The sequence below is a fragment of the Shinella sp. WSD5-1 genome (assembly GCF_963942435.1).
Taxonomy (GTDB): Bacteria; Pseudomonadota; Alphaproteobacteria; order Rhizobiales; family Rhizobiaceae; genus Shinella; species Shinella yambaruensis.
Genome location: NZ_OZ012596.1, coordinates 919,600 through 938,239, shown reverse-complemented (window position 1 = coordinate 938,239; position 18,640 = coordinate 919,600). Strand labels below are relative to the sequence as shown.

Here is an 18,640-nt window from a genome sequence, read left to right as displayed (position 1 = left end):
TTACATGACGGCTTCAACTTCCTGCACTTCCGGTACGAAATGGCGAAGGAGGTTCTGCACGCCGTGCTTCAGCGTCGCCGTTGAGGACGGGCAACCCGAGCAGGCACCCTTCATGTTGAGATAGACGACGCCGTCGCGGAACCCCTTGAAGGTGATGTCGCCGCCGTCCTGGGCCACGGCCGGGCGCACGCGGCTGTCGAGCAGTTCCTTGATGGTGGCGACGATCGTCTCGTCGCCCTCGTCGAAGAATTCGCCCTCGTCGGTCTCGTTGCCGCCGAGCGCGCCGCTCGCCATGACCGGCTGGCCGGACATGAAGTGTTCCATGATGTTGCCGAGGATCGCCGGCTTCATGTGCTGCCAGTCGGCGCCGTCCTTGGTGACGGTGATGAAATCATAGCCGAGGAACACGCCCGTGACGCCGGGGACGGCGAACAGGCGGGCCGCCAGGGGCGAAGCCGCGCGCGCTTCCGTCTCGTCGCGGAACTCTGCCGTACCGGTTTCCAGAACCACCTTGCCCGGCAGGAATTTCAGGGTCGCCGGGTTCGGCGTCGCTTCGGTCTGGATGAACATCTTTCTCTCCGTGCGGCCGGGCGCTCGCCGATCGGCCAGAATATTTAGAATAATTCAAAAGAAGATAGGCGTTTCCGCGCCTTTCTTCAAGACTGGAGATCAGCTCAGCGCGTCCAGTTCCTCGTCGGACAGCGAATCCGGAATGACCGTCACCGGAATCGGAAAGGCCTGGCCGCGGCTGGCAAGCGAGGAGACGAGCGGCCCCGGCCCCTCCTTGGCGGAACCGGCCGCCAGCACGAGGATCGCGACGTCCCGGTCCTCCTCGATCAGCCCGTTGATCTCTTCGCTGGCGACGCCCTCGCGGATCACCGTTTCCGGCTCGATGCCGACCGATTCGCGCAAGGCCTGCGCCGCCTTCGCCAGCACGGCCTCCGCTTCCTCGCGCGCTTCGGCCCGCATGATCTCCTCGACGCCCAGCCATTGCTGGAAATCGCCATTGGCGATCACGTAGAGCAGGACGACGCCGCCATTGGAGTTCTTCGCCCGCATTCCCGCATAGTGGACGGCGCGCTGGCATTCCGGCGTGTCGTCGATGACCGCCAGGAATTTCCGGCGGTGGCCTTCAAGGCGGGAAAGTCGTCGAGAAACCATACGGCCTCATCATCTCCAGGTGCTGCGCAATTCCGCACGCAAACCGCTGCACACTTCTGCCGGGATTTGCGCCGGGACGTTTCGAGGCGACCTTACTGCACAAAACCGATGATGTCGCGAACTTCCTTCATGGTTTTTTCGGCCCGCGCCCGCGCCCTTTCGCCGCCATCGCGCAGGATGGCGTCGATATGGCTCGTGTCGTCCATCAGGCGGCGCATCTCGTCGGTGATGGGCGAGAGGACGTTGACGGCGAGGTCGATGAGCGCCGGCTTGAAGACGGAGAACTGCTGGCCGCCGAACTCGGCGAGGATTTCCGCCTTGGACTTGTCGGAGAGCGCGGCATAGATGCCGACGAGGTTCTCCGCCTCCGGGCGGCCCTTCAGGCCCTCGACTTCGCCCGGCAAGGCATCCGGATCGGTCTTGGCCTTGCGGATCTTCTTGGAGATCGTGTCGGCATCGTCCGTGAGGTTGATGCGCGAAAGGTCGGAGGCATCCGACTTCGACATCTTCTTGGTGCCGTCGCGCAGGCTCATGACGCGCGGTGCCGGGCCGCCGATCAGCGGCTCGACCATCGGGAAATAGGCATGCACCGGCTCCTCGCCGACGACGATGTCGACGCCGGTGCCGGCCTTACGGATGTGGCTGCCGAAATCGATGTTGAACTTCTGCGCGATGTCGCGGGTCAGCTCCAGGTGCTGCTTCTGGTCGTCGCCGACCGGCACATGGGTGGCGCGGTAGACGAGGATGTCGGCGGCCATCAGGCTCGGATAGGCCAGCAGCCCCAGCGAGACCTGTTCGGCATTCTTGCCGCCGGTCTTGTCCTTGAACTGGGTCATACGCTCCATCCAGCCGATGCGCGCCACGCAGTTGAAGATCCAGGCAAGCTCGGCATGCTGCGGCACCGCCGACTGGTTGAAGACGATGTGCTTCTTCGGGTCGATGCCGGCGGCAATGAAGGCCGCGGCGATCGAGCGAATCTGGCCGCGCATGTCCTCGTGCACGAGCTGCGCGGTGATCGCGTGCAGGTCGACGACGCAGTAGATGCAGTCGTTGTCGGCCTGCAGGGCGACGAACTTGCGGATCGCGCCGAGATAGTTGCCGAGATGGAGGTTGCCGGTCGGCTGCACGCCGGAGAAGACGAGGGGCTTGAATGCGCTCATGGCGATATCCTTCAGGCGGGTGGAAGGCCTGGTTCCGTTGTTGTCGTGGCGCCGCTTATGCACGGCGCGGGGGCGGCGATCAAGACCGCAGCAGCGCCGCCCGGTTGCCACGTCTCATCAGAAACTCCTCATAAATGACACTTTCCGGTTCTTATCTCCGGGCGGGGCAGGGACCGTCGGATTTCGACAGGCCTCGTTTCGACGCAAAGGCGCAGACCGGAGGGCGTGTGCCATGCGAAAGAGCTGTTCGACCGTGCTTGCCTGCATGATCGCGCTGACGTCGTTCTTCGCGAGCGAAGCCATGGCGAGCGGACGGCACAAGCATGCCGCAAGAATCGAGAAGGGCGCGGCGAAGATCTATACCGTGCAGACGCCGCGCGTGCGGCACCGATGTTTCCCCGGCAAGCTGCGGGCAATCCTTCTCCATATCGCCCGGCAGGTCGGGCGACGGCCGCTCGTCACATCCGGCCACCGCTCCGCCGGCCGGAGGGGATCGCTGCATCGAAAATGCCTCGCTGCCGATATCCGCGTGCAGGGCGTGCCGGTGAAGCGGATCGTCGCCGCAGCAAGGTCCGCGCCGGCCATCGGCGGCGTCGGCACCTATTGCAACGGCATCGTGCATGTCGATGTGGGGCCGAGGCGCAACTGGCATCATTGCGGCGGGCTGGCGCGCCTTGCAAGGCGCGCCCGGCTCGCGACGCGGTGAGGCGGCCTATTCGGCGCTTTCCTCGCTCGGCGCGGCCTTGCTCTTGCGCTTGAGGTTGCGCCGGATCATGCCGAGATCGGCACCGCCGATGAGGAAGGCAACGGAGAAATAGACCAGCATGGCAAGGGCGATCAGCAGGCCGAGCGCCACGAGCTGCTCGTAGAGCGGCGCGGTGGATGCAAGGCGATCGGCGAAATAGCCGGAGGCGTAGTCGAGCGCCACGGCCATGATGACCGTCGCGGCCAGCAGGCGGGCGACGCGCCAGAGCAGCGCCTTTTCCAGCGGCCAATGGCCACGCCGCACCAGCGTCACGAACAACAGCAGCGCCGTCAGCCAGCCGGAAACGGCTTCGGCCGTGGCGATGCCGCGCTCGTGGAACAGCGGGAAGAGCGAGACGGCGAGGATGCAGTTGACGACGACCGACAGCAGCGTGATGCGCATCGGCGTCTTGGTATCCTCGCGGGCGAAGAAGCCTGGGTTCAGCGCCTTGATCATCACGAAGCCCGGCAGGCCGAGCCCGTAGATGGCAAGCGTGCCGGCGACGACGGACGTCGTTTCCGGGCTGAAGGCGCCGCGCTCGTAGAGCACGCGCACGATCTCGTCGGAGATGACCCAGAGCGCGCCGGCGGCGGGCAGGGTCAGGAAGAGCACGAATTCCATCGAGCGGTTCTGCAGGTTGCCGGCCTCCCGCTCCTGCCCGCCCTTCAGCGCGCGGGCGAGTTCCGGCAGCAGCACGACGCCGACGGCGATGCCGACGACGCCGAGGGGGAGCTGGTAGACGCGGTCGGCATATTGCAGGGCGGCGATCGCGCCGTCCTTGGTGGAGGCGATCATCTGGCCGATGATCTGGTTGATCTGGGTGATGCCGCCCGTCACCGCCGCCGGCAGCGCGAGCCAGAGCAGGCGCTTGACGTTCGGCGTCATGCGCGGCCGGCGAAAGCCGATCTTCATGCCGGCATGGCGCACGCCCGCATAGAGCACGGCCATCTGCAGGAGGCCGGCGGCGAGCACGCCCCAGGAAAGATACCAGGCCGTCTCCAGCGGCGAGGCACCCTGCCAGAGCCCGTAGCCGAGCGCGCCGATCAGCACAACATTGAGGAAGACGGGCGCGACGGCAGCGGCGAAATAGTGATGCAGCGAATTCAGCATGCCCGACAGCATCGCCGTCAGCGACATGCACATGAGATAGGGGAACATGACGACGGCGAGCTTCACCGTAACGTCGAACTTCTCCGCGTCCCCCACGAAGCCCGGCGCGATGATCCAGGCGACGATGAGCGGCATCAGGAGCTCCATCGCGATGGTCAGCATCAGGAGCACGGTGAAGAGGACGCCGAAGACCTCCTCGGAAAAGCGCTTCGCCCCGTCGATGCCGCCGGCCTCGATCTCTTTCGCGAAGAGCGGCACGAAGGCGGCGTTGAAGGCGCCCTCGGCGAAGAGGCGGCGGAAGAGGTTGGGGAAGCGAAAGGCGGCGTAGAAGGCGTCGGCCATCGGTCCGGTGCCGAGGGCTGCGGCCATCAGCGTTTCGCGCGCGAAGCCGAGCACGCGGCTGCCCAGCGTCGCGCCGCCCACGGTCGCGAATTTTTTCACCAGACTCATTGTTCCGTCCTGATCCTCTTCGACGTGGCGGCAACGGGCGCGATCATGCCGGGCGGCATGCGGTCGCGCAGCTCGTCCGCCTCGTCCGCCATGACGGCCTTCAGCCGCGCGGCGATGTTGGCCTGCCGGTTGTCGTTGGTGACCTTCTGGCCGACGAGGTCGGTGACGTAGAAGGTGTCGATGACCTTCTCGCCGAAGGTGGTGATATGCGCCGAGGCGATGTCGAGCGAGAGATCCGACAGCACCGCCGTCACCTCGGACAGGAGGCCGGGGCGGTCGAGGCACTCGATCTCGATCACCGTGAACTTGTTCGACAGCGTGTTGGAGATCGTCACGGCAGGCGAGACGGTGAAGGTGCGGTTGCGCTTGCGGCTCTTCGTCCGGGTGGCGATCACCTCCGGCAGGCGCTTGCGGCCGGAGAGCACGTCCTCGATCATCCGGCCGATCGTGCCCGCCCGGCGCATCTCGTCGGCATCGTTCGGGAACTCGCGGTTGACGAGGATCGTGTCGAGCGCGCGGCCGTCAGAGGTGGTGAAGATCTGCGCATCGACGATGTTGGCGCCCGCCGCCGCACAGGCCCCGGCGATCACCGTCAGGAGGCGCGGATGGTCGGGCGAAAGCACGGTGATCTCGGTAATGGCGTGGAAGGAATGGGTGCGCACCATCGTCGCCAGCGGCTGGCCTGCCTTGTCCGCCTCGCGGATGAAGGCCGCGTGGCGCACCTGGTCCTCTAGCGAGACCGTCAGCAGGTAGGGATCATAGTGCAGCCGCGTATAGGTCTTGCGGTCCTTCTGACTCCAGTCGGCGGGAAGCGCACCGGAGAGGATTTCCCGCGCGGCCTGGGCGCGCTCCTTGCGCGACAGTTCGGAAAAGCCGCCGGAGATCAGGAGTTCGGTCTCGTAATAGAGCGTGCGCAGGAGCTGGCCCTTCCAGCCGTTCCACACGCCCGGGCCGACGGCGCGGATATCGCAGACCGTCAGCACCAGCAGCATCTTCAGCCGCTCCAGCGACTGCACCTTCTCGGCGAAGTCGACGATGGTCTTGCGGTCGTTGAGGTCGCGGGTCTGCGCGACCATCGACATGGTCAGGTGCTCCTCGATCAGCCAGACGACAAGCTCCGTCTGCTTCGGCGAGAGCCCGAAGCGCGGGCAGAGTTTGCGCGCGACCCTGGCGCCCGCCTCCGAATGGTCCTCCGGCCGGCCCTTGGCGATGTCGTGCAGCAGCACGGCGACATAGAGCGAAATGCGATCCTCGATACCGGGCATCAGCTGGTAGCTCAGCGGATGGGCATCCTTCTCGCGCCCCTGGTCGATATCCGCCAGCACGCCGACGGCGCGGATCAGATGCTCGTCGACCGTATAGTGATGATACATGTTGAACTGCATCATCGCGACGATCTTGCCGAAATCCGGAATGAACCGGCCGAGCACCCCCGCCTCGTTCATGCGGCGCAGGATGAGCGCGGGATCGCGCGGCGAGGTGAGGATCGACAGGAAGAGGCGGTTCGCCTCCTCGTTCTCGCGCAGCGCCGCATTGACGAGCTTCAGCGAGCGCGTGACCTGCTTCAGCGCGTCGGGATGGAATTCCAGCCCGTTGATGTCGGCGATGTGGAAGAGCCGGATCAGGTTGACGGGATCGCGCTTGAAAACGTCGGGATCGGCGATGGTGATGCGGCCGCGGTCTTCCAGGAAATCCAGCGTGCCGGCGATCTTGCGCGTGCGGCGGGTAAAGCGGCTGATGACGGCGGTGAGGCCGGGCGCTTCCTTGGCCTGCTGGTCCTCCAGCGTGGCGCAGAAGATGCGGGTGAGGTCTCCGACGTCCTTGGCGACGAGGAAATAGTGCTTCATGAAGCGCTCGACCGCCGAAAGGCCGGGATGCGGCTGGTAGCCGAGGCATTCGGCGATCTCGCGCTGGATGTCGAAGGAGAGCCGTTCCTCCGCCTTGCCCGTCAGGAAGTGCATGTGGCAACGCACCGCCCAGAGGAAATCGTCCGCCTTCTGGAAGAGCTTGTATTCCTGGCGCGACAGGACGCCGAGCTTCACCAGGTCGGCGGGGTCGCGGATGTGGTAGAAATACTTGGCGATCCAGAACAGCGTGTGCAGGTCGCGAAGCCCGCCCTTGCCTTCCTTGACGTTCGGCTCGACGAGGTAGCGCGTGTCGCCGGCCTTGCGGTGGCGCTCGTCGCGCTCGGCGAGTTTCGCCGCGATGAATTCGGGGCCGGTGCCGCGGATGATCTCTCGGTCGAAGCGGAGGGCAAGATCCTCGAACAGCGCCACCGAGCCACAGATGTAGCGCGCCTCCAGGATCGCGGTGCGGATCGTCATGTCGCCCTTGGAAAGCTGGATGCATTCCTCCAGGTTGCGCGTCGCATGGCCGACCTTGAAGCCAAGATCCCACAGGATGTAGAGCATGAACTCGATGGCCGGCTCGCTCCAGGCGGCGGGTTTTACCGGCAGGAGGAAGAGCAGGTCGATATCCGAGCCCGGCGCCAGCGTGCCGCGGCCATAGCCGCCGACGGCCGTCACCGTGATGCGGGCGGCGGGCGGCGCCTGGCCGGCGCTGAAGACGTGGTTGAGCGCAAAGTCGTGCAGGACGGCGATCAGCTGGTCCTGCAGCCAGGAAATGCGCGCGGCGCATTGCAGGCCGCTGCCATCGGCGAAGAGCAGTTCGCGTGCCCGCTCGCGGCCCGCGGCGTTCACCTTCTTGAACTCGGCCAGCAGCTCGCGGCGCATGCGGTCGCGATAGTCGGCATTGGTGCTGGCGATGAATTCGCATCTGGCGCGCAGCGCGGGCACGTCGATCAGGCCGGAATCGGCCGGCGCCAGGAGTTTCTTTTCCATCGGATGCCGGCTTGCGTCCCGCTTCTCGTCGATCGCCCGTTCGGTTCGCATGCGCTATAGACCCTTTCCGCAGGCGAGGACAATGATCCCAGGCGCTAGCGATTGCCAAGTTCTTTCTTCAGCGCATAGAGGGCATCGAGCGCCTCGCGCGGCGTCATGTCGTCCGGGTTGAGCGCCTTCACCAGCGTCTCCACCTTCGACGGGGCGGATCCGCGCTGGATCTCCTCGCGGCGCACCGCCACCTGGAACAGCGGCAGATCATCGATGAGCTGGCTTGCCGGATTCTTGCGGTCCGCATCCTCGAGCTTGGCCAGCACATCCTTGGCGCGCGAGACCACCGACGGCGGCAAGCCGGCAAGGCGCGCCACCTGGATGCCGTAGGAGCGGTCCGCCGCACCCGGGCCGACCTCGTGCAGGAAGATCACGTCGCCGTCCCATTCCTTGACGCGCATTGTGGCGTTGGAAAGACGGTCGAGCTTTTCCGACAGCACGGTCAGCTCGTGGAAATGCGTGGCGAAGAGACCGCGGCAGCGGTTGGCCTCGTGCAGGTGCTCGACGGCGGCCCAGGCGATCGAAAGACCGTCGAAGGTCGCGGTGCCGCGGCCGATCTCGTCGAGGATGACGAGGGAACGGTCGGTCGCCTGGTTGAGGATTGCCGCCGTCTCGACCATTTCCACCATGAAGGTCGAGCGGCCGCGGGCAAGGTCGTCCGACGCGCCGACGCGCGAGAAGAGCCGGTCGACGATGCCGATATGGGCGCTTTCGGCCGGCACGTAGGATCCCATCTGGGCGAGGATGGCGATGAGCGCGTTCTGGCGCAGGAAGGTCGACTTACCGCCCATGTTCGGGCCGGTGAGCAGCCAGATCGCGCCGTGACCCTTGCCGTCCTTCGGCGAGAGGTCGCAGGAATTGGCGACGAAGGCGGCGGACTGCTGGCGGCGCAATGCCTGCTCGACGACCGGATGCCGCCCGCCGACGATGGCGAACATGGTGGAGCGGTCGACGACGGGCCGGCAATAGGCCTGCTCCTCGGCAAGCGCCGCAAGCCCGGCGGAGACATCGATGACGGCAAGCGCCCGCGCCGCCGCCTTGATGGCCTCGGCCTCGGCGACGACGGCATCGACCAGGCCGTTGAAGGCGGCAAGCTCGATGGCGAGCGCCCGGTCGGCGGCATTGGCGATCTTGGTTTCCAGCTCGGAAAGCACCGTCGTGGTGAAACGCATGGCGCCGGCCATGGTCTGGCGGTGGATGAAGCGCGCCTTTGCCTCGTCGCCCTCCGTCAGCGCCGCGGCATTGCCGGCGGAAACCTCGATGAAGTAGCCGAGCACGTTGTTGTGCTTGATCTTCAGCGACTTGACGCCCGTTTCCTCGGCATATTGCAACTGGAGCCCGGCAATGACACGGCGCGACTGGTCGCGCAGCGCCCGCATCTCGTCGAGTTCGCCATCCGCGCCCTCGCGGATGAAGCCGCCGTCGCGCTTCAAGAGCGGCAGTTCGTCGGCGAGCATGACGGCAAGGCGATGCGAAAGGTCGAGCGGCAGTGCGCCGATGGCCTGCGCGGCCTCGGCAAGCTCGCCCTCCAGCCTCTCGCCGGCCATCAGCCGGGCGACGTCGCCGGAAATCGTAAGGCCCTGCAGGATCGCGCCGAGATCACGCGGCCCACCCCGACCGAGCGCGATGCGCGACAGGGCGCGTGGCATGTCGGGCAGACGCTTCAGCACCGCGCGCAGGTCCTCGCAGAAGGACGGCCGGTCGCCAAGGGCGGCGATCGAATCGAGCCGCGCGTTGATCGTGTCCGGATCGGTCAGCGGCGACATCAGCCGCTCGGCGAGCAGCCGCGCCCCGCCGCTCGTCGCCGTGCGGTCGATCGCCTTCAGGAGCGTGCCGGAGCGCTCGCCGGAGAGCGTGCGCACCAGTTCGAGATTGGCGCGCGTCGCCGGATCGATGAAGAGCGTGGAGGCGGAACTTTCCCGCTCCGGCCGGCCGAGCGGCGGGCGCTCGGCGATCTGCGTCTTTTCCACATAGGCGACGGCCGCCGAGGCGGCGGCAAGTTCGGCGCGGGAGAAGGTGCCGAAGCCATCCAGCGTCGAGACGCCGAAATAGCGGGCGATGCGGCCCTCCGCCGTCGCGCTGTCGAAGAGCACGGCCGGCTGCGGCACGGCGACGCGCCCGAGCACGTCGAGCACCGGGCGGAACTCCGGGTCGTAGAACACCGTGTCCGGCACGATCAGTTCGCGCGGCTCGATACGCAGGATATCGGCGAGAAGCTGGCCCTGGCTGGTTTCCGACAGACGGAAGATGCCGGTCGAAATGTCGATCCAGGCGAGCGCCATCGATGGTTCCGCCCCGCCGCGGATGCGCGCGACGGCCATCAGGTAGTTGGCGTCGGAGGGCGAGAGCAGCTTCTCCTCGGTTAGCGTGCCCGGCGTGACGAGGCGCACCACGTCGCGCCGCACGACGGATTTCGAGCCGCGCTTCTTCGCCTCCGCCGGATCCTCGACCTGCTCGCAGACCGCGACGCGGAAGCCGAGCGCGATCAGCCTCTGCAGATAGTCGTCGGCGGCATGGACCGGCACGCCACACATCGGGATGTCGAGGCCCATATGCTGGCCGCGCTTCGTCAGCGTGATGCCGAGCGCGCGGGCGGCGTCCACGGCGTCCTGGAAGAACAGCTCGTAGAAATCGCCCATGCGGTAGAACAGCATGCTGTCCGGATTGGCCGCCTTGATTTCGATATACTGCTCCATCATCGGCGTTGCCGATGCGCGGCTTTCGTCACTGGCAAGGTCTGCCGTCGACAGGATATCGTTCGGACGCACGATCTGATCGTTCACGGAGAGTCAGTTCTTCCTAAAAAAGAGGTGTCACCCTAGCCACGGGGCGCTATAGAAAACAACACCTGCGAGGAGTTATGGGCCTATCGCCCACAGGAGTGTGAAGGGGGAAGCATGCCGGGAACCGACAAATCCGATCGCCAGAGGGCAACCGTCACCGACACGGAAGCACTGGATTTCCACGCGTCCGGGCGCCCCGGAAAGCTGGAGATCACGCCGACCAAGCCGATGGCGACGCAGCGCGACCTTTCGCTCGCCTATTCGCCGGGCGTCGCGGTGCCGGTGAAGGCCATCGCCGCCGATCCGGCGACCGCCTATGACTACACGACGCGCGGCAACATGGTCGCCGTCATCTCGAACGGCACGGCCATCCTCGGCCTCGGCAATCTCGGCGCGCTCGCCTCCAAGCCGGTGATGGAAGGCAAGTCGGTGCTCTTCAAGCGCTTTGCCGACGTCGATTCCATCGACCTCGAGGTCGACACCGAAAATGTCGACGAGTTCATCAACTGCGTGCGCTATCTCGGTCCCTCCTTCGGCGGCATCAACCTGGAAGACATCAAAGCGCCCGACTGCTTCATCATCGAGCAGCGCCTGCGCGAACTGATGGACATCCCGGTCTTCCACGACGACCAGCACGGCACCGCCATCATCGCCGCCGCCGGCCTGATCAACGCGCTGGCGCTGACCGGCCGCGACTTCAAGACGACCAAGCTCGTCTGCAACGGCGCGGGCGCCGCGGCCATCGCCTGCATCGAGCTCATCAAGTCGATGGGCTTCGCGCCGGAGAACGTCATCCTCTGCGACACCAAGGGCGTTATCTACCAGGGCCGCGAAGACGGCATGAACCAGTGGAAGTCGGCCCATGCGGTCAAGACCGACCGCCGCACGCTCGCCGAGGCCATGGACGGCGCCGACGTCGTCTTCGGCCTTTCGGCCAAGGGCGCGCTTTCGGAGGAGATGATCCGCTCCATGGCGCCGCGGCCGATCATCTTCGCCATGGCCAATCCCGACCCGGAGATCACGCCGGAAGAGGTCGCCCGCATCCGGGATGACGCCATCGTCGCCACCGGCCGCTCGGACTATCCGAACCAGGTCAACAACGTCCTCGGCTTCCCCTATATCTTCCGCGGCGCGCTCGACGTGCGCGCCTCCACCATCAACGATGCGATGAAGATCGCGGCGGCCGAGGCGCTCGCCCATCTTGCCAAGGAAGACGTGCCGGACGACGTTGCCGCGGCCTACCAGGGCGTGCGCCCGCGCTTCGGCGCGCAGTACATCATCCCCGTTCCCTTCGACCCGCGCCTCATCTCGGCCATCCCCGTCGCCGTCGCCAAGGCCGCAATGGAGACCGGCGTCGCGCGCAAGAACATCCCCGACCTCGACGCCTATGCACGCGACCTGCGCGCCCGACGCGACCCGATCGCCTCGACGCTCCAGCAGATCTATGCCCGCGTGCGACGCCAGCCGAAGCGCGTCGTCTTCGCCGAGGGCGAGGAAGAGCAGATGATGCGCGCCGCCGTGTCCTATGCCAACCAGCAGCTCGGCACCGCCATCCTGCTCGGCCGCGAGGAGCATATCCGCGAGACGGCGGAACGCGCCGGCATCGACCTCGACCGGCCCGGCATCGAGCTGCTCAACGCCCGCATCTCCAAGCGCAACAACGTCTATATCGACTACCTCTATGCCCGCCTGCAGCGGAAGGGCTTCCTCTACCGCGACGCCCAGCGCCTGATCCACAACGACCGCAACCACTTCGCGGCCTGCATGGTGGCGCTCGGCGATGCCGACGGCATGGTGACGGGCCTCACCCGCAACTATTCCACCGCGCTGGAAGACGTGCGCCGCTGCATCGACGCCAAGCCCGGCCACCGGGTCATCGGCGCGTCGCTGGCGCTCTGCCGCGGCCGCGCCGTGCTCGTCGCCGACACCGCCGTGCACGACATGCCCTCCTCGGAGGAGCTGGCCGACATCGCGGAAGAAGCGGCCGGCCTTGCCCGCCGCCTCGGCTACGAGCCGCGCGTCGCCATGCTCGCCTACTCCACCTTCGGCCATCCCTCGGGCGAGCGTTCGGAGCGGGTGCGCGAAGCCGTGAAGATCCTCGACCGCCGCCGCGTCGATTTCGAATATGACGGCGAGATGGCGGCCGACGTGGCGCTCAACCCGCGCATCATGGAGCAATATCCGTTCTGCCGCCTTTCCGCCCCCGGCAACGTGCTCGTCATGCCGGCGTTCCATTCGGCGTCGATCTCGACGAAGATGCTGCAGGAACTCGGCGGCTCGACGGTGATCGGCCCGCTGCTCGTCGGCCTCGACAAGTCGGTGCAGATCGTCTCGATGGGCGCGAAGGACAGCGACATCGTCAACATGGCGACGCTGGCCGCCTACAATTCCGGCGTCTGACCTGCCGGGACAGTCCCGCGGCCATGGCCGCAGGACTGTCGCTTGCTTCCGCGAATCCCACGAAGCAAAAAGCCGCCCGTCCCGGAGGTCGGGAACGGGCGGCAAATCAGACTATACTGACCTTCAATGAAACTGTTCAGCTGGCGAAACGCCCGGCATCCGCGCCGTAGTAATTGAGATAGCGGCCGGAGATCTTGCCGATCGGCAGCACGATCAGGACATCCGTCGTGTTGAAGCCGTGATCGACGACGGCACCGTTGCCGACTGTCGCGCCGAGGCGCAGGTAGCCCTTGATGAGCGGCGGCAGCGCCGAAAGCGCCTTGCGCGTGTCGATGCCTTCCGCGGGCATCAGGTCCATGGTGCGGAAGAGTTCCGGCCGGGCCGAAACGCTCCACTCGTCCTTCGCCAGCACGTTGTGGTGCAGGAAGGAGAGCGCCAGCGCGTGCTCCTCCGGCACGATGCCGTGGAAGGAGGCGCAGCCGAACATCACGTCGATGCCGTGCTTCAGCGAATAGGCCCAGTTGCCCTGCCAGAGCAGCTCCACGGTGCGCTTGGTGCGGTAGGCCGGCAACACGCAGGAGCGGCCGAGTTCCATGAAGCGCTTTTCCGGATGGCGCGCAACCAGCGCCTCCACGTCGAATTCCGACTGGGAATAGAAGCCGCCGGAGACCGCGGCGACATCCTGGCGCAGCAGGCGGTAAGTGCCGACGATCTGCTCCTCCGCATCGCCCTCGATCGAGGTGTCGAGCACGAGGAGATGGTCGCAGACCATGTCCCAGGCGTCGATATCGCGCTTGCGGCGGATGGCGTCGGGCGAAAGCTGCGCCTGCATCTCCTCGGCGAAGACGCGGTAGCGCACGGCCTGGGCCGCGTCGATCTCCGTCACCGAACGGGCGATGCGCGTTTCGAGATTGCCGATGCGGCCGAGCACGTCCGTACCCGAGCGGCCCGCGGCCGGGGCCGTCTTCTGGAGCATCTCCGCCGGTGCGATGGTCTGGGCGAGGTCGAGCGTCATGGCAGTGTACCCGTCAAACGAAACTTCGCGGTTTTAACCACGATTCTGCAACAGGATAATGACGCAAGGCCGGCTTGGATAGCGAAAAGCCACCGGCCGGAGAAGATCAGGCCTGCGCGCGCCGGGCAAGGCGGGCGATTTCCGCAATCAGCTGAACGGGATCGGCGGGCTTGGCCAGCACGGCGTCGGCACCGGTCGCCAGAAGCTCCTCGCGCAGCCCCGCACGACTGTCCGCCGTCAGCACGACGACCGGCAGGCGGGCATTGCCATAATCGCGCCGCACGATGCGGGCGATCATCTCCCTGCCCTCGCCGCCCGGCATGCCGAGATCGGTGAGGACGAGATCGGCGGCAAAGGGGCCGGCATCCGTCGCGCCCGCAAGCGCGGAGACGAGCGCCGGATAGTCCGGCACATGGCGCACCGTGTGGCCGGCTCGTTCCAGCACGGAGCGCACCAGCATGGCATTGACCGGATCGTCCTCGGCAAGGAGGATGCGCGCGCCCGTCGCGGCTGTCTCCGCCGGCTCGGCGGTGGCGGGCGGCAGGTCCTTCAGGATCGGGCGGTTGTCGTTGATCGCATCGCGCACCTCGATGCCCTTCATGCGGCCCCGCAGCACCTCGACCAGCGAACGTTCGCGCAGCGGCCGGATGAGCCAGGAATCGTAGCCCTCGCCATTGCCGATCGCGCGGCCGCTGCGCTCTTCCGGATTGACGAGATAGATGCGGCGCGCACGGCTGTCGCGGAACATCGCAAGATCGGCCAGCTCCCGGCGGAAGACGCCGGCAAGGCGGTTGTCGACGATGATGTCGGTCAGTTCGGCCCGCTTGCCGGCAAGGCCCTGGGCAAGGTCGAGCGCCTCGTCGAGCCCCGTTGCCAGATGGCAGGTGCCGCCGAGCGCATCGATGGTGCGTACCAGCGCCCTGGAGGCCGGGCCGGCCGGCGCCAGAAGAAAGACCAGGCTGCCCTTCAAGACGCCCTTGCGCGCACCGCCGGTGCCCGCGGCCTTGTGCGGGCGATCGACCGGCATGCGGATGGTGAAGGTGCTGCCCTTGCCGGGCGTGCTTTCCAGCGTCAGCGCACCGCCGGCCTCGCTGAGGATGCGGGCGGAGATGGCAAGGCCGAGGCCGGTGCCGCCGCTGCGCTGCGCGGCGCTTCCCGTCTGCTCGAACTCCTGGAAGATGCGGGCCTGCTCCTCGGCATTCATGCCGGGGCCGGTGTCGGTGACGCGGATGACGACGGCGCCGCGATCGAGCGTGGTTTCCAGAAGGACGCCGCCCGTATGGGTGAACTTCACCGCATTGCCGACCACGTTGTAGAGCACCTGGCGCAGGCGCGGCGCATCGTAGAGGAGAAGGCCCGGCACGTCCGGAGAAACGAAGGAGCCGATCTCGATGCCCTTTTCATGGGCGCGGTGCGAGAGCATTTCCACGACGCTTTCCAGCATCGGGCGCACCGGCTCCTCCGAGGGGCGGAGCTGGAAGCGGCCGGCCTCGATGGTGGAGAAGTCCAGGAGGTCGTCGACGAGCTGGACGAGCGCATGGCCGGACTGGCGCATGCCGGCAAGGTAGTTCTTCTGCTCGGCGGTCAGCCGCGTCTGGCCGATGAGATGCGACATGCCGAGAATGCCCGAGAGCGGCGTGCGGATCTCGTGGCTGACGGTGGCGAGCAGGCGGGATTTCGCCGCGCTCGCCTCCTCGGCGCGCTGGCGGGCGCGCTCGCGCTCGCCCTCGGCGCGGCGCTCCTCGGTGACGTCGCGGGCGATGGAATGCACGACGAGATCGCCGGAGGCGGGATCGCGCACGGTGACGTCGTGCCAGGAATAGATGCGCTTGCCTGCCGGGCCATCGACATCGACGTCGTAGCGATGGGCGATCGCCTGCGAGCGGAAGGTAAGGCCGAGCGCCTCGCAGGTCCGGCCGACGACGTCGGTTGCGCCCGTCAGGTCGGTGAGAACGGCATTGGCGCTGAGAATGCGGCCGTCGAGCGCGCGCATGACGACGATGTCGCCGAGCACGTCATGGATGGCGGAGAGGATTTCCGAGGTCTCGCTGCGCTCCCAGGAGCGGTCATGCGTCGCCTCGACACCGGATGCCGGGCGACGCGCACGCAGGAGGAAGACCCCGCCGGCCATGCCGGCAAGGCCGAGCACGACGGCCGCGATGTAGAAGCCGGCGGCAAAACCCGTTGCCAGCACGAGCGCGCCGAACAGCAGGCCGGTGCCGGCGATCACGCTGCGGACAGTTGCTTGGCCCTCCGGCTCGGGCACGGGCGCGGCCGCCTCCACCTCGACGGCCTGCGGATCGGCCGCCGCCTCTTCCTGCCCACGGGTGCGGGCGGCGCGGCGCGGCGCTTCGGCAAATTCGGCCTTGAGCCGGTCTTGTAGCTTGACGGGTTCGCTCATGAACGCCCGCATAGCACGCGGACCGTTCAAATCGGCTTCAGCAAGTCGTTCGAATTTTAACGATTGCGCCGGCGCAGCAGGAGGAGTTCGTCGAGGATGACCAGTCCGGCGCCGATGGTGATGAACGTGTCGGCGAGGTTGAACACCGCGAAGGACCAGGTATCCGTGTAGAAGAGCACGTAGTCGATGACGTAGCCCAGGAGGACCTTGTCGATGATGTTGCCGAAGGCGCCGGCGATGATGAAGGCATAACCGGCATGGGCGAAGTCGCGCGCCTTCGGCGTCTGGCGCCAGAGCCACACGACGAAGCCGACGACGAAGAGCCGAAGCGTGATGATGAACCAGCTCTCCATGCCCGAGAGCATGGAGAAGGCGACGCCGTAATTGTAGGTGCGGTAGAGCGCCAGCATCGGCATCACATGCACCGCCTCCTGGAAGGGAAGCCACATCTCGACGGCGAATTTTATCGCCTGGTCGACGGCGAGCGCCAGAAGGATGACGACGATGACGGGCACTGGCCGGGACATCAGCGGAATGCGTTCGCTCATGCGCGGGCTTCCAGCGTCAGGAGGTGACGGCGGGCCTCGAAGAGCATGACGCCGGTGGCGATGGCGAGATTGAGCGAATCGGCGCGGCCGGCCTGGGGGATGCGGGCAAGCGCATCCGCCGCCCGGGCAAGCTCGTCCGGCAGGCCGGACTGCTCGTTGCCCATCAGCAGCACGACGGGTTTCTTCCTGTAGTCGATGGTGCGGTAGTCGACGGCGCCGGCAAGGTGGGTCGCGACGACCTCGACGCCCGCCGTCTTCTTCCAGGCGAGGAAGTCGGCGACGTTCGTCTTGACCAGCGGCATGGCGAAGACCGAGCCCATGGTGGCGCGCACGGTCTCCATCGAGAACGGATCGGTCGCCTCGCCGACGAGGATGACGCCGCCCGCGCCCGCGGCATCCGCCGTGCGGATGATCGTGCCGAGATTGCCGGGATCGCGCACGCGGTCGAGCGCGACATAGGTCTCGCCGGTCTTCGGCCTCAGGTCGCGGAGAGGCGTCCAGCGCTGGGTGAAGATGCCGACGACCATCTGCGGATTGTCGCGCCTTGTGATCGAGGACAGCACCTTCTCGCTGACCTCCAGCACCAGCCCGCCGCGCGCCACCGTCTTCGTCGCGCATTGCACGACCTGGGGCTTCTCCTTGACGTTCTTGGCATAGACCAGCGTCCGGATCTCGAAGCCGAGTTCCAGCGCGTCGATGACCAGCTTCAGGCCTTCCGCCATGAAGCTCCTGGTCTCGTCGCGGTGCTTCTTGTCGGACAGCGCCTTGATGTCCTTGACGATCGGGTTGGAAAGGCTCGTCACCTCCTTCACCTGACCGACGCGGCGCGTTGCGGAATGATCGTGGCTCATGCGCTGACCCATCGGCTGAAGAGGGAGGTGGAGAGCGCACGGCCGGCATCCCTGCCGTCGGGGCCGCTCTCGCGGATGACGAGCTCGCCCGATTCCACCGTGCCGCCGGCACCGCGCATGGTCTCGCGCATCAGTTCGTGGATGGAATAGAAGCTCGCGCGGATCGAATAGGCCGTCAGCACGAGGCCGATCGCCCTGGGCGACAGGATCTCGCGGCAGACATCCAGCATCAGCGGCAGGTGGTCGAAGAGGTGCCAGACCTCGCCGTTCGGGCCACGGCCGAATTTCGGCGGGTCCGTCAGGATGATGTCGTAGGTGCTGCCGCGGCGCTCCTCGCGCTGGATGAACTTCATCGCATCCTCGCAGATCCAGCGGATCGGCAGCTTTTCCATGCGGCCGAGCGCCTGGTTCTCGCGCGCCCAGCCGATCGCCTTCTTGGAGGCGTCGACATGGGTGACCTCCGCGCCGGCGCTGGCCGCGACCAGCGAGGCGACGCCGGTATAGCCGAAGAGGTTCAGTACCTTGACGGGCCGGCCCGCCGTCTCGACCTTCTCCTTCATCCAGCGCCAGTGGGCGAGCTGCTCCGGAAAGACGCCGACATGGCGGAAGGCGGTGAAGCGGCCGTGGAAATCGACGCCGAGCAGCTGCATCGGCCAGGTCTCGCCCAGCGCGGCCCTGGGGAATTTCCAGCGTCCCATGCCGTCCTCGTCCGTGTCGCCGGTGAAGAGCGCGTCGGCCTTGTCCCAGATGCCGGGACGGCTGCGCTGCCAGAGCGCCTGCGCTTCCGGCCGCACGATGCGGTAGGGGCCGTATTGTTCGAGCTTCTCGCCGGCGCCGCTGTCGATCAGGCGGTACTGGTCGGAGCCCGCGGTTTCGAGGATGACCGGCACGCGCTCGGCCGGTTTCTCGCCTTCGCGGCGCGTCAGGGCGCGCGCAGGCACCTCGGGCGCCGGGCGCGGCTCCTTCTTCGGCGGGGCTGGGGCCCTTGCGGCCGGGGCCCTCTCGGCGCGCGCCTTGACGGGCGCGGCGGGGCCGCTCTTCGGCCGGCGGTGTCTGTCCTTCACGATCGATCGTCCGTCGTCGGTTGAATTCTCACCGGCAACGCCGGAAAACAAGCGGTCCCCA

13 protein-coding genes are annotated in these 18,640 nt (G+C 66.8%); 2 read left to right on the top strand and 11 right to left on the bottom strand.

Annotated features, from left to right (window positions below):
• The 3 genes from AABQ55_RS04440 to trpS all read right to left on the bottom strand — a co-directional run bounded on the left by AABQ55_RS04440 (position 1) and on the right by trpS (position 2,321).
• Positions 1-570, bottom strand: a complete 570-nt coding sequence (locus AABQ55_RS04440; RefSeq protein WP_244767255.1) for a NifU family protein — start codon at positions 568-570, stop codon at positions 1-3.
• Positions 571-669: 99 nt separating this feature from the next.
• A complete protein-coding gene (locus AABQ55_RS04435; RefSeq protein ID WP_244767254.1) occupies positions 670-1,161 on the bottom strand; it encodes a universal stress protein in 492 nt (163 codons plus the stop codon).
• A gap of 92 nt (positions 1,162-1,253) precedes the next feature.
• The gene (gene trpS / locus AABQ55_RS04430) at positions 1,254-2,321 is read right to left on the bottom strand and encodes a tryptophan--tRNA ligase (RefSeq protein ID WP_272804232.1); all 1,068 of its coding nucleotides are present in this window, start codon (positions 2,319-2,321) and stop codon (positions 1,254-1,256) included.
• A 232-nt stretch (positions 2,322-2,553) separates the two neighbouring features.
• Between trpS and AABQ55_RS04425 the strand changes: the two genes are divergently transcribed.
• Entirely contained in the window at positions 2,554-3,027 is a 474-nt protein-coding gene (locus AABQ55_RS04425) for a YcbK family protein (RefSeq protein WP_272804231.1), read from the top strand.
• A 6-nt stretch (positions 3,028-3,033) separates the two neighbouring features.
• On the opposite strand, the gene murJ is transcribed toward AABQ55_RS04425, so the two are convergent.
• The 3 genes from murJ to mutS form a co-directional block, all read right to left on the bottom strand.
• On the bottom strand, positions 3,034-4,626 hold the full coding sequence (gene murJ, locus AABQ55_RS04420; RefSeq protein WP_272804230.1) for a murein biosynthesis integral membrane protein MurJ: 1,593 nt from the start codon (positions 4,624-4,626) through the stop codon (positions 3,034-3,036).
• Positions 4,623-7,466, bottom strand: coding sequence for a [protein-PII] uridylyltransferase (locus tag AABQ55_RS04415; protein ID WP_272807387.1), 2,844 nt, complete (start codon positions 7,464-7,466; stop codon positions 4,623-4,625). Before AABQ55_RS04415 ends, murJ begins: the two co-directional genes overlap by 4 nt.
• Before the next feature lie 95 nt (positions 7,467-7,561).
• Positions 7,562-10,300 carry a DNA mismatch repair protein MutS gene (gene mutS, locus AABQ55_RS04410; protein WP_272804229.1) on the bottom strand — a complete coding sequence of 913 codons (2,739 nt, stop codon included), beginning with the start codon at positions 10,298-10,300 and terminating at the stop codon, positions 7,562-7,564.
• Positions 10,301-10,414: 114 nt separating this feature from the next.
• Here mutS and AABQ55_RS04405 point away from each other — a divergent pair, with 114 nt between their 5' ends.
• Positions 10,415-12,700 (top strand): NADP-dependent malic enzyme, encoded by a 2,286-nt coding sequence (locus tag AABQ55_RS04405; RefSeq protein ID WP_244767249.1) that lies wholly within the window; start codon positions 10,415-10,417, stop codon positions 12,698-12,700.
• Positions 12,701-12,836: 136 nt separating this feature from the next.
• Here AABQ55_RS04405 and AABQ55_RS04400 read toward each other — a convergent pair whose 3' ends face one another.
• The 5 genes from AABQ55_RS04400 to AABQ55_RS04380 form a co-directional block, all read right to left on the bottom strand.
• Complete coding sequence (locus tag AABQ55_RS04400) at positions 12,837-13,676, bottom strand: GNAT family N-acetyltransferase (RefSeq protein WP_244767616.1); 840 nt, start codon at positions 13,674-13,676, stop codon at positions 12,837-12,839.
• A 145-nt stretch (positions 13,677-13,821) separates the two neighbouring features.
• Positions 13,822-16,116 carry a hybrid sensor histidine kinase/response regulator gene (locus AABQ55_RS04395; RefSeq protein ID WP_272804228.1) on the bottom strand — a complete coding sequence of 765 codons (2,295 nt, stop codon included), beginning with the start codon at positions 16,114-16,116 and terminating at the stop codon, positions 13,822-13,824.
• A gap of 56 nt (positions 16,117-16,172) precedes the next feature.
• Entirely contained in the window at positions 16,173-16,664 is a 492-nt protein-coding gene (gene lspA, locus AABQ55_RS04390) for a signal peptidase II (RefSeq protein ID WP_272804227.1), read from the bottom strand.
• Positions 16,661-17,515 (bottom strand): TrmH family RNA methyltransferase, encoded by an 855-nt coding sequence (locus AABQ55_RS04385; RefSeq protein ID WP_272804226.1) that lies wholly within the window; start codon positions 17,513-17,515, stop codon positions 16,661-16,663. The genes lspA and AABQ55_RS04385 overlap by 4 nt, the downstream gene beginning before the upstream one ends.
• Complete coding sequence (locus AABQ55_RS04380; RefSeq protein WP_443021080.1) at positions 17,512-18,630, bottom strand: class I SAM-dependent rRNA methyltransferase; 1,119 nt, start codon at positions 18,628-18,630, stop codon at positions 17,512-17,514. Before AABQ55_RS04380 ends, AABQ55_RS04385 begins: the two co-directional genes overlap by 4 nt.
• Between the last annotated feature and the right edge of the window lie 10 nt (positions 18,631-18,640).